General features: G+C 68.8%; 8 protein-coding genes and 1 pseudogene. 7 read left to right on the top strand and 2 right to left on the bottom strand.

The genetic code is table 11. The features are described 5' to 3' along the window. The first annotated feature begins 190 nt into the window (after positions 1–190). Both GF068_RS26405 and GF068_RS47410 read left to right on the top strand, forming a co-directional pair. On the top strand, positions 191–2,647 hold the full coding sequence (locus tag GF068_RS26405; protein ID WP_153822211.1) for a GcvT family protein: 2,457 nt from the start codon (positions 191–193) through the stop codon (positions 2,645–2,647). Between the two features lie 50 nt (positions 2,648–2,697). Then, a pseudogene (locus tag GF068_RS47410) lies at positions 2,698–3,018 on the top strand (virulence RhuM family protein); the annotation flags it as partial. A 23-nt stretch (positions 3,019–3,041) separates the two neighbouring features. Here GF068_RS47410 and GF068_RS45420 read toward each other — a convergent pair. Next, on the bottom strand, positions 3,042–6,128 hold the full coding sequence (locus GF068_RS45420) for a serine/threonine-protein kinase (RefSeq protein WP_153822213.1): 3,087 nt from the start codon (positions 6,126–6,128) through the stop codon (positions 3,042–3,044). A gap of 240 nt (positions 6,129–6,368) precedes the next feature. On the opposite strand from GF068_RS45420, the gene GF068_RS26420 reads away from it, so the two are divergent. Further along, positions 6,369–7,172: a hypothetical protein gene (locus GF068_RS26420; protein WP_153822214.1), complete on the top strand. Its 804-nt coding sequence runs from the start codon at positions 6,369–6,371 to the stop codon at positions 7,170–7,172. Between the two features lies 1 nt (position 7,173). On the opposite strand, the gene GF068_RS26425 is transcribed toward GF068_RS26420, so the two are convergent. Continuing rightward, positions 7,174–7,596, bottom strand: coding sequence for a hypothetical protein (locus GF068_RS26425; protein WP_153822215.1), 423 nt, complete (start codon positions 7,594–7,596; stop codon positions 7,174–7,176). A 149-nt stretch (positions 7,597–7,745) separates the two neighbouring features. Between GF068_RS26425 and GF068_RS26430 the strand changes: the two genes are divergently transcribed. The 4 genes from GF068_RS26430 to GF068_RS26445 all read left to right on the top strand — a co-directional run bounded on the left by GF068_RS26430 (position 7,746) and on the right by GF068_RS26445 (position 11,990). Continuing rightward, on the top strand, positions 7,746–8,252 hold the full coding sequence (locus GF068_RS26430) for a hypothetical protein (RefSeq protein WP_153822216.1): 507 nt from the start codon (positions 7,746–7,748) through the stop codon (positions 8,250–8,252). A 106-nt stretch (positions 8,253–8,358) separates the two neighbouring features. Then, positions 8,359–9,450: an STAS domain-containing protein gene (locus GF068_RS26435; protein WP_153822217.1), complete on the top strand. Its 1,092-nt coding sequence runs from the start codon at positions 8,359–8,361 to the stop codon at positions 9,448–9,450. Between the two features lie 45 nt (positions 9,451–9,495). Next, on the top strand, positions 9,496–10,773 hold the full coding sequence (locus GF068_RS26440; protein WP_153822218.1) for a PAS domain S-box protein: 1,278 nt from the start codon (positions 9,496–9,498) through the stop codon (positions 10,771–10,773). Between the two features lie 380 nt (positions 10,774–11,153). Then, complete coding sequence (locus tag GF068_RS26445; protein ID WP_153822219.1) at positions 11,154–11,990, top strand: hypothetical protein; 837 nt, start codon at positions 11,154–11,156, stop codon at positions 11,988–11,990. The last annotated feature ends 3 nt before the right edge of the window (positions 11,991–11,993 follow it).

Raw genomic sequence — 11,993 nt, forward strand, 5'->3', positions numbered from 1 at the left:
CCGTCGACTCGTCAACGGATTGACGTGCCAAGCACGGATTCGTCGGAATGCCGTGTGTCGCTCCACCGACACGACTTCAACCCATACGCGTTGGCGACAGCACAGTTCGACCCGGCCTCCGGGTGAGAATCGTCACGTCTGGCATCGATGGGCTTGGACGCGGGCCTCGGTTTCGGGCAAAAGCACCGCCATGTCCGTACCGGTACTGCCGAAACGCGCGCGTGTCGTCGTCGTCGGCGGCGGGGTCATCGGTTGCTCCGTCGCTTACCATCTCGCTCACATGGGCTGGAAGGACGTGGTCCTCCTCGAGCGGGACCGCCTCACTTCGGGGACGACCTGGCACGCCGCCGGGCTCATCGTCACGTTCGGCTCGACGTCGGAGACGTCGACCGAGATGCGCAAGTACACGCGGGACCTGTACACGCGCCTCGAGGCGGAGACGGGCCTCGGCACCGGGTTCAAGCCGGTCGGGTTCATCGAGGTCGCGGCGGATCCGGACCGGCTCGAGGAGTACCGGCGCGTCTCGGCGTTCAACCGCCACTGCGGCGTCGACGTGCACGAGATCTCGCCCTCCGAGGTGAAGGAGCTCTTCCCGCTCGCGCGGACCGACGACCTCCTCGCTGGCTTCTACGTGAAGGAAGACGGCCAGGCGAACCCGGTCGACATCACGATGGCGCTCGCGAAGGGCGCGAAGATGCAGGGCGCGACGATCCTCGAGAACGTGCCCTGCACGGGCGTCCTCACGAAGCGCGGCGCGGTCGCGGGCGTCCGGACGCCGTTCGGGGACATCGAGGCCGAGTACGTGGTGAACTGCGCGGGCATGTGGGCGCGGCAGCTCGGCGCGAGATCGGGCGTCAACATCCCGCTGCAATCGGCCGAGCATTATTACCTCATCACGGCGAAGATCCCCGATCTGCCGAAGGCGATGCCCGTGCTCGAGGATCCGGGCTCGTACGGTTATTATCGCGAGGAGGTCGGCGGCCTGATGGTGGGCCTCTTCGAGCCCGTCTGCGCGCCGTGGAAAATCGAGGGCGTGCCGGACGATTTCTCCTTCGGCGAGATCACGCCGGACTGGGATCGCATGGGCCCGTACGTCGAGAAGGCGATGCGGCGCGTGCCGGTGACGCTCGAGGTCGGCGTTCGCAAGTTCTTCTGCGGCCCCGAGAGCTTCACGCCCGACCTCGCGCCCGTGGTCGGCGAGGCGCCGGAGGTGAAGAACTACTTCGTGGCCGCGGGCATGAACTCGATCGGCATTCTCACGGGCGGCGGCCTCGGCCGCGTGCTCGCGCACTGGATCATCAACGGGCGGCCCGACGTGGACGTCACGGGGATGAACATCGACCGGCTGCACACGTACCAGGCGAACCCCGAATACCGCAGGACACGCACCGTCGAGTCGCTCGGGATGGTGTACCAGTGCCATTACCCGACGCGCTCGATGCAGACGGCGCGCGGCGCGAAGACCGCGGCCATTCACGACAGGCTCGCGGCCGCGGGCGCTCATTTCAAGGACGTGAGCGGCTGGGAGGGCGCGGACTGGTACGCGCCGCCGGGCGTGGCGCCCAAGGTGGAGCGCCTGTCCTGGGGCCGTCAGAACTGGTTCCCGTACTGGGAAGCCGAGCACAAAGCCTGCCGCGAAGGCGTGATCCTCATGGACATGTCGTTCATGGCGAAGTTCCTGGTGCAGGGCCGGGACGCGGGGAAGCTGCTCGATCACATCTCGGCGAACCGCGTCGACGGCGCGCCGGGCGTGATCACGTACACGCAATGGCTGAACGAGGGCGGCACGATCGAGGCGGACCTGACGGTCACGAAGCTCGACGACGAGCGCTACTGGGTCGTCGCCTCGGACACGGCGCACCGCCACGTGCTCACGTGGATGCGGCGGCATACGCGGGACGACATGCACGCGTTCGTCACGGACGTCACCTCGGGTCACGCGCAGATCAACATCCAGGGGCCGCGGTCGCGCGAGCTCATGCAGCTCGTGACGAGCGAGGACATGTCGAACGAGGCCTTCCCGTTCCGCGCCGCGCGGGAGATCGACATCGGCTTCGCCCGCGCGCTCTGCGTCCGCATCACCTACCTCGGCGAGCTCGGCTACGAGCTCTACATCCCCACGGAGCAGGCCACGCACGTCTACGATCGCCTCGTCGAGGCGGGAAAACGCGTCGATTTGAAGCACGCCGGCCTCAAGGCGCTGGCGAGCCTGCGCATGGAGAAGGGCTACCGCGATTACGGTCACGACATCGACAACACCGATTCGGTGCTGGAGGCGGGGCTCGGCTTCGCGGTGGACCTGAAGAAGCCGAGCTTCCTCGGCCGCGAGGCGGTGCTCGCGAAGAAGGCGCAGGGGCCCTTGAAGCGCAGGATCGTGCAGGTCCTCGTGAAGGATCCGGAGCCCTTGATGTTCCACGCGGAGATCGTGCGTCGCAATGGCAAGCCCGTCGGGTACGTGCGCGCGGCGTCGTACGGCCACACGCTGGGCGGGGCCGTGGGCCTCGCCATGGTGGAGGCCGGCGAGCCGATCGACACGAGCTGGCTGGAGAAGGGGACGTGGGAGGTGGAGATCGCCGGCAAGGTGGTTCCGGCGATCGCCTCGATCAGGCCGCTCTACGATCCCGAGGCGAAACGCGTGAAGGCGTAGGCCTCGTCAGGGCCCGCGGCGCACGTGTATCGCCACGCGAGAAGGCATCCATGACCGACGACGAAGCCCCCCCGCCGTCCGAGTTCCTGCTGTACCAGACCGAGGACGGCCGCACGCGGATCCAGTGCCGGCTGGAGGAGGAGACGATCTGGCTGACGCAGCTACAGCTTGCAGAGCTCTTCCAGACCACCGTCGCCAACATCAACATGCACCTCAAGGCCATCTACGCCGAGGGGGAGCTGACAGAGGCGGCAACGATTAAGCCGTACTTAATAGTTCGAACCGAGGGGACACGACAGGTCTCTCGTGAGGTGATGCACTACAGCCTGCCCGCCATCCTCGCCGTCGGTTACCGCGTCCGCAGCCATCGCCATGACGAAGCCGCCACCGCGCCTCACTCCGCCGCCTCCTCCAGCACCCGCTCCGCCTCCCGGAGCGCTGCTGCCCTCTCCCGCGTGAGCAGCGGATTCTCCCGCAGCGCTGCTTCGAGTGACGCCTTCGCCTCGCGCGCGGCCTGCGCCCGCGTCCGCGAGCCTCCCGCGGCGGCGCGGGCTCGCGTGAGCAGGAGCGCGCCCTTCGACGCGAGCGCCGTCGCCATCTTCGGGTGAATGGCGAGCGCCTTGTCGGCCATCACGAGCCCCGCGGCGACGTCCTCGTCCGCGGGGCGCTTCCGCCCGGCGAGCCAGCCGGCGCGTAATTCGTGGACCTCGGCCAGCGATTGATACACGTGTGGATTCGCGCGCTCCTTGTCGAGCACACGCGTGAGCGGGGCGGAGGCCGCCTCGAACATCGCGGCATCGGCCTTCCCTTTCGCGAGCGCAAAACGCAGGGCGAGGAGCTCGGCGCGCGCCTGGTCGACCCTGTAGTCCACGTCCCACGGCGACGCCTCCGCGCTGCTCCGGAAAAACGACCGCGCCGCCTCGATCGCCGCCGTCGGGTCGTCCCCTCGGCGCAGCAGGTGGAGCCCCCGCGTCATCGCGAGCAAACCTCGGATCTCGTCGTTCGTCGAGGAGGGCGCGTGTTTCTCCTTTTCGCGGAGGAAGTCCTCCGCGCGCTCCAGGGAGCCGCTCGGATCCTCTCCCGCGTCGCAGGCGTGCGAGGCCTCGAGCCAGAGCGCCCAGGCCGAGATGTGCGCCGCGTCCAGGGCATTGGACGCCTTGACGACGGCGACCGCCTCGAGCGCGCTCGTGACGGAGGCGGCCGGCGAGAGACCCCTCTCCACGAGGTATTGCCCTTGTCGAAAATGGGCGTACGCCTTGTAGATGGCCGGATACGTGAAGCTCGGGTTCTGCGCGATGGCTTGATCGCAGCGTGAGACCGCGCGCTCGACCGAAGGGGTCGGATCGACGCCTCGCCAGGTCTCGCTCCGGGCGCGCTCCAGGTACGACGCGCAGACCTCGTTGTACGGCCAGAGGAAGCCGGGATCGAGCCGGATCGCCTCCTCGTACGCGGCGATGGCGCGGTCGCCCACGGCCCGCGCATCGAGCCCCCGGTTCATGTGATGCATGAGCTCCATCCGATACGCGGCGCCGACCAGGAAAAACGCCATCGCGTCGTCCGCGCGGAGGCGCGCCGCCTCCTCCGCCCGCTCGATGGCGGCCAGGAGGATCGGCTCCGCGTCCTGCCCCCCGGGGGCGTTCACCATTCGCCACGCAAATGCGTTGTGCGCGAACGCCATCGTCCGGCGCGCCGAGCCCCGCTGCGGATCCGCCACGAGCGCCTTTCCGCAGGCGCTCGTTGCTCTCTCGAAGCTCGGGCGCAACTGCTCGGGCCTCGCGTCCGACGCGATGACGACCTGGGTCCAGAGCTCGCATTCCGCCTCGTGCACGGCCGGATCACTACGCGCGATGGAAGCGGCCTCCGCGTAGGCGGCGGCGGCCGGCTCGAAGGCGCGCATCATTTTTTCGTGGTCGAACGCGGCGTCCCGCCCGAAGCGCTTTCCTTCGGCGAAATGGGCGTCTCCTTCGAGCTTCTTCGCCTCGTGGAGCCACGGGGCCCGCGCGAACGCCTCCCGCGCCTTCTCCCGCGCGGCGTCGGTTCGCCCCTCCTGCAGCGCGATGAGCCCCTCCACGTAGGCCGGCGACGAGAGCCTGGCGCCGAGCGCCGCGCGCAGGTGGGCGAGCGCGGGCGCCTTGTATTCGGCGTCGAGCGCCTCGATCCTCGCCTTCTTGCGCGCCTCGTCCTGGATACGCTTCGTCTCGTCGAGCGCCCCTCGATAAAGCTCCACGAGGGCGAGCCCCATCGCATACCGGCTCTCCGGCGTCGCGTACCCGGCCGCCTCGGCCCGGCGCAGGTGGGCGAGCGCCTGCGCGGGCTCGTGGAGCGCGAGGTACCCCCGCCCGAGCGCGTAATGCCCCGGCCCCTCCCCGGCCCGCCCGAGCGTGGCCATCCGCGCCTCGATGTCCCGCAATTGCTCCCGCACGAGGCTCCGCTCCCGCTCGATGTCGTGCAGCGGGAGGCCGTAGGCCCGCGAGAGGAAGACCTCCATCTCCTTCACGTCCTCGCCGAGCTCGCGCGAAATCGCCGCCTGCTCGGCCAGGGCCTGCCGCTCCCGGATCCAGAGCGACCCGAACACCACGACGGCCACGAGGAGCGAGAGCGCGACCGCCACGCGCAGCTTGTGCCGCCGCGCGGCCTTGTAAAGGACGTAACCGAGCGACGCCCGGCGCGCCATCACGGGGACACCGTCGAGGAACCGCCCGAGGTCCTCGCCGAGGGCGAGGGCCGACTCGTACCGCCGCCCCTGCTCCTTTTCGAGGCATTTCATCACGATGGCCTCGAGGTCCTCCGGCACGTCGGGCCGGACCTTCCGCAGCGGCGCCGGCTCCTCGGTGAGGAGCTTTCGCAGGACCACGAGCGCGTGGGCCCCCTCGAAGGGGGGGCGACCCGCGAGCAGGTCGTACAGCGTCGCGCCGAGCGAATACACGTCGCTCCGCCGGTCGAGCCTCTCGACGTCCCCGTTCGCCTGCTCGGGCGCCATGTACGCGGGTGTCCCGGCGAACGACGACGTCACCTGGGTCGAGGTGCCGATCTCGCGGGCGATGCCGAAATCCATGATGTACGGCTTGTGCGCGCCGTCCTCGCCCTCCTCGACCATGATGTTGGCGGGCTTCACGTCGCGGTGGATGATCCCGAGCCGGTGCGCCTCGTGCAGCGCCAGGGCCACCTGCTTCACGACGCGCACCTTCTGCTCGCGTGTCATTCGCTCGGCGGCGACGTCGAGTGGCTCACCCGCGATGTATTGCATCACGATATAGGGGCGCTCGCCGTCGGCCCCGACCTCGTGCACCTTGCACACGTGCTCGTGCTCGATCCGCGCCTGCGCCCGCGCCTCGCGCAGCAGCGTCCGGTTCGTCTCCGCGTCGGCCTGGTGCAAGAATTTGATGGCGACATCCCGGCCGAGGTGCCGATCCTTGGCGCGGTAGACCGAGCCCATCCCCCCGGCGCCCAGGAAGGCGAGCTCGTCGAAGCGTGAGATCAACGCCTGCGGGAGGCTCGGCGGCCCCGAGGGCGTGCTCCGGCGCGGGGCGTCCTGATCCAGTGTCGTTGTTGAAGTCACAGGGGCAACAGAACGCACGAGATCACCTTCATAAAGCGCACGAAAGACCAGGCACCATGAGACCAAGGTCCCATGGCGCTCGGTTTGCAAGAAGTCTACCTTCGAGGTCACACAGTGAGGGAGATGAACTTCATGTCGTTCCGGTCGCTTACGGGGGTTGTCTTGGGAGCGCTCTTCCTGGTCGCGGGCTGCGTCTCCGCGGAGGCGCCGGTGAGCGTCGAGGAGGCCGCGGATCTCGCGCCGCTGGGGGGCCCAAGCACGGGCATGGGAGGTTACAACGGCCTCTCCCCCCTCGCCTACCACGCGAACGTGAACCGACTGCTCGCGGCGCTGGGCGTCGCCGCCGCGGATCCGAACGATCCTTCGGCCGTCAGCCCCGCCCTCGTGGCGACGGGCCTGCTCGACACCACCGCCGGCCGTGACGTGTTCTCGTATGCCGCGCGTTGCGCGCTCCCGGCGGGTACGCAGCTCGCGAGCGGCGGCCGCGTCTACACGGGCGGCGGGATCCTCACGACCACCGGCGCCTGGGCCACGGCCGGCCTCTCCACCTCCCAGAAGGAGGACGCGCTCACCTGCATGGTGACGCACCTGAACCCGTTCAGCGCCAGCGTGCCCATCTTCCTCTCGGGACCCAGCGTCGCCGGGACGCAGAGCTCCGAGCCGCAGGGCTTCGAAGTCGAGGAGGCGATCTGGCAGGTGCGGCTCGAAGGTCCGAACCAGACCCCGGCCTACTACGCCTGGCCCCGCGTGAACCTGCTCGACACGTGTGGACTGCTCACGACCGTATCCTGGATCACCCGCATCTGTGGTTCACCTCTGAACACGTGTGGTGTGCAGGTTCGTTACGATCGCGGGAGCGCGTGTGCCGGATCGGATGGTGTCTTCTCCTGCAACGGTGCGCCTGCGATCCAGACCACGCTGGAGGAGAGCGACCTCTGCATCCTCCACGTCGACCTCAGCCTGTAGGTCACGCGCGCGCAGGCGAGAGACCTGCTGCCTGCGCCCCTCGACGATCGCGGACGGCAGTCCTCACCCGAGCACGCTCGCCGAGCGTGCCTTCGGACGCCGCGAGCCTGATCACGGGCTCCGCGACCACGCCTTCGGACCCCGCGCGCACGTGCACGGACCCCGCGAGCGCGAAGACACACGCCCCGAGCATGACGACGGACCTCGCCACCACGTCCTCGAACGCCACGCGCGCGCCTTCGGACCCCACGCGTACGATCACGAACGCCACGCGCGCGATCACGGACCCCACGAGCGCGATCACGGACACCACGAGCACGAGCACGGACCCCACGCGCGCGATCACGGACCCGACGCGCGCGCCTTCGGACCCCGCGAGCACGATCTCGGACCCCAGGAGCACGATCACAGACCCCACGAGCACGATCACGGACCCGACGCGCGCGCCTTCGGACCCCGCGCGCGTGTCCTCGCGCTACCCACACGCCAAGATTGTGCTCCAGGCGGATGATGAATCCCCGCGCTTCGTCGAACGCGCATACAGGGCAAGCTCCCCTGCACAAGGAGGATCCCATGTCGGAGAACGCGATCGGGAAGTATACGGGCACGGGTATCGCCAGCGCGATGCCGTTCAAGCACAAGCTCGTCGACGTCAAGCAAGGCGACCTGCCCAAGCTCAAGCGCTCGAAGCCGGGCTGCGCGGCCGTGCTCGGCGACCTGGCCGCCGCGATGCCCGTCCACGGAGACGAGGCGCGCATCCACCCCGACTTCTACGCCGAGATCGTCGAGACCCAGGAGCTCCTCCAGGCGATCCGCGCCCAGCGCCCCGAGGCCGACAAGCTCGCCGAGGTCCTGCGCGAGAGCGAAGCGTTTTACGAGGACAAGCTCGAAGGGCTGCTCAGCCGGCTCGCGAAGATCGTCCTCGACACCGCGAAGGACGAGAACAAGCCCGGCCTGCTCGCCACGTTCGAATCGACGATCCAGTATCGCGGGCTCTACGCGAACAGGAGCGCCGCCACCCGGCGCAAGAACCAGGAAAACACAGCCACGCCGACCCCGGAGCCCACAAGCGAAGGGTAGGTCGCGGACGTTGGTGCTTTGACGCTGCTGCGGCGCGGCGCGCCCGATAAGATTCCTTCCCACCTCCGCCCCGGACGATGTAGGGTCTCCGCTGGAGACCTATCCCATGATCGAACGCGCAACCCTGGGGGGGTTGGAATTCGAATACGATACCGAGACGAAGACGATACGCATGGCGGGCAACCCCGCCATATTCATCTGGGTCGAGAGCACCCTGGCGGGGCTCATCTCGGGGCTGCAGCGCAGCGTGGGCACCGAGCGGATCCGGCTCTCCCTCCACGGCGGCGGGCGCGACGGCGTCGATCAGGACTGGGCGTACATCTGCCAGTTCCCCACCTTCGAACAGGGCTTCGCCGAGCTCACCAAGGTGGCCGCGGTCTTCGGCTGGGGCGGCTGGGAGCTCGTCTCGCTCGATTCGAAGGCCCAGGTGGCGCGCGTGCGCGCCCGGAACCACTGGGAGGCCGATTGCCAGAAGGCGCTCGGCGTGAGCTGGGGCTCGAGTTACCTCGGCGGCAAGTTCGCGGGGATCTTCCAGCGTCACTTCGGGGTCCCGCAATGCTGGGCCGAGCAAACCGCGTTCGCGTCGAAGGGCGACGAATACGACGAGTTCGTCATCCGGCCCTCGGACGCGAGCCTGGAGGACCGCGTCGAGCGCCTGCTCGCGACCGACGAGGCGACCAAGGCCGACCTGGCCGTCGCCCTCGAGCGCGTGCGTAAAGAGGTCGAGGAGCGCGCCGAGACCGAAAAAGAGCTACGAGAGAAGCTCGACCTCATCGCGCGCCAGGAGGAGGCCATCCGCGCCCTGTCCACCCCGATCATCGAGGTCTGGGACGGCGTGATCACCCTGCCGCTGATGGGCGTCATCGATAGCCAGCGCGCCGCCGAGACCATGACGCGTTTGCTCGACGCGATCGTGCACAAGAACGCGCGCCACGCGCTCATCGATCTGACGGGCGTGGAGGTGATCGACACGTCCACCGCCGATCACATCCTGCGGCTCGTCCGCGCCGCCGAGCTGCTCGGCGCGCAATGCGTGATCACCGGCATCCGCCCCGCGGTCGCCCAGACGATGGTGTCGATCGGTATCGATCTCTCGAAGCTCGTGACGCTCGCCAGCCTGCGCGACGGCCTGCTGCGCTGCATGGGCGGGGCGCGCGCGGGCGGCGCGAGACCACGCTCCGTGGACCGCGGCGTCTAGGACCGCCTTGGCATCCCGGGCGGAGGGGTGCGATAAGGGCGCATCATGCGGGAGGCCGAACAGACCCAGGACACCCTCACGGCCGAGGACGAGATCGAGCGGCTGCGCCGGCGCGACGTGGAGCGCGAGGCCGAGATGGAGCGGCTCCGCGGCCGGCTCGATCTGCTCGAAGGCATCGTGGGGAAGATGGCGAACCTCGTGTACGTCCACGATTCCTCGACGGACTGCAACGTCTTCGCCAATCGAGAGCTCGCGCAGATGCTCGGCTACGACGAGGAAGAGATACACGCGATGGGCGCGGACCTCTTGCCGAGCATCTTCCACCCCGAGGACGCCGCCCGCATCCCGGCGCTGCGCGCCCTCTTCGCGACGGCGAACGACGGGGACGTCGTCCCGCTGGAGTACCGGCTGCGCGGCGCAGACGGGCAATACCGGTGGATGGAGGACCGCTGCGTCGTCTTCACGCGAAACCCCGACGGATCGGTGCGACAGACCCTCGGCACGCTCCAGGACATCACCGAACGCAAGCGGCGCGAGGCCGACGAGCGGCTCGCCAATCAAGCGGTGCTGCGCGCGTTCCTCGACCACACGCCCGCGCTGATGTTCGTCAAGGACCTCGAAGGGCGCTTCCTCCTCGTGAACAGGGAGATGGAGCGCTTCACGGGGCGATCCCGGGAGGAGATCCTCGGAAAAAAGGCCGACGCGTTCCTGCCGCCGCAAGGCGTACGCAACAGCGAGGACGCCGAGCGCCGCGCCCTCGCCGAGGGGCGCGCGCAACACCTGCAGATCGTCCCGCGCCCGGACGGGCCCGTGTATTACCAGAGCATCAAGTTCCGCGTCGAAGACGACGAGGGCGCGGTCCGCGGGATCGGGACGGTGGCCATCGACATCACCGCCGAGCAACAACACCTCGAGGAGCGCGCCGAACACGAAGCGCAAAACCTCGCCCGGCAGGCCGCGCTGATCCGCGAGCTCGCGTCGCCCCTGCTCCCGATCGCCGAGCACGTCGTGGCGATGCCCCTCATCGGCTCCATCGACGAGGCGCGCGCCGGGCAAATCACCGAGGCGCTCCTCCTGGGTGTGTCCGGGCACGGAGCCCGGGTGGCGATCCTCGACGTCACGGGCCTGCGGCAGGTGGACACGCACGTCGCGAGCGCGCTCGTGAATGCAGCGAGGGCCGTGAAGCTGCTCGGGGCCGAGGTGGTCGTGACCGGAATGCGGCCGGCCGTGGCGCAGGCGCTCGTGGAGACGGGCGCGGATCTGCAAGGCATCACGACGCTGGCGACGCTGCGGGCGGGGATCGCCTGGGCGATGCGCCGGTAGCCGAACCCGCGCGCGACGTCTGCGGCGCAGGAGGTCAGCCCCCGCCGCCTCTGTTTCTCCCCGGCTTTGGCACGAGCGCTGCAATGGCTCCGCCCCCTCCGCACCTGCGGAGATTCGCCAATCACCTACGACATCACGGTCGCACCATGACGTAACGCGCCACGCGCTCGAAGCCCCGCCGTCACGCCGACGGAACAGCCGCTGTCACCCCGCCGTGACAGTGTTACGGCGTCGTGTCACCTGCGTCCGGCCCGAGGCGCGTCTTCCGTGACGTCGATCACGCCTTGGACGCTGTTCACGGTGGCATGGGTCTTGTTATGATGGGTCGTATCCACGCGACGAAAAAAGACGTCGCTCGAACCCAGAAAGGACTCGACCCCATGACACTCCACCGCTCGCTCTTCATTGCTCTCGCCGCCGGCCTTGGTCTCCTCCAGGCGGGGTGCCTCGCCGAGGGGCCCGAGGTCGCGGAGATCGGGGGCGTCGGATACGAGACGCTCGAGGGCGGTGATCACGGAACCAACGGGCTCGACACCTGGGATCTCGCCGCGAACGAGGCGATGCTCTGGGCGGCGACGAACGACGGGATCAACGATCTGGACAACTTCGCCGTGGCCCAGCTCCAGGCCGCCCCGAATAGCGAGACGCTCGACTATGCCGTCCGTTGCGCGGTGCCGCAGGGGGTGTCCGGTCCCGGCAATTACACGGGGCGAGGCCACCTGTCGACCACGAGCGATTGGCTGGACCCGGACGGATTCCTGGCCCTCCCCGAGAAGCTCGACCTCTTCACGTGCATGATCGCGCACGTGAACCCCTTCAACGTCGACGTGAACCTCATGCTCACGGGTGACACCATCAGCGACGGTGGAATGGGCCCCGGCCAGGTCGCCACGTACAACATCGAAGAGGCCCTCTGGATCGCGCGCCTGGACTCCGTGAACGGCCTCGAATACATCGTCTGGCCCCTGGACTTCCTGGAGCTGCAATGCCCGAACACGCAGAACGCGCTGCTGACGCGGACCTGCGGCGGGCTCCAGGCCGGCGGGGTGGACACGGATTGCCGCGTGGAGGTGCGGACCGGTGGCCCGCGTCCCGATTGCACGAAAAACTCCACGACGGGGAACTGGACCTGCCTCGGCCGCCCCGCCATCAAGACCTGGCTGAGCTCGATCAGCTACCTCACCCTGTACCCCGGTTGTTATCCCCTCGCGCAGTGACCC

Source organism: Polyangium spumosum (genome assembly GCF_009649845.1).
GTDB lineage: Bacteria > Myxococcota_A > Polyangia > Polyangiales > Polyangiaceae > Polyangium > Polyangium spumosum.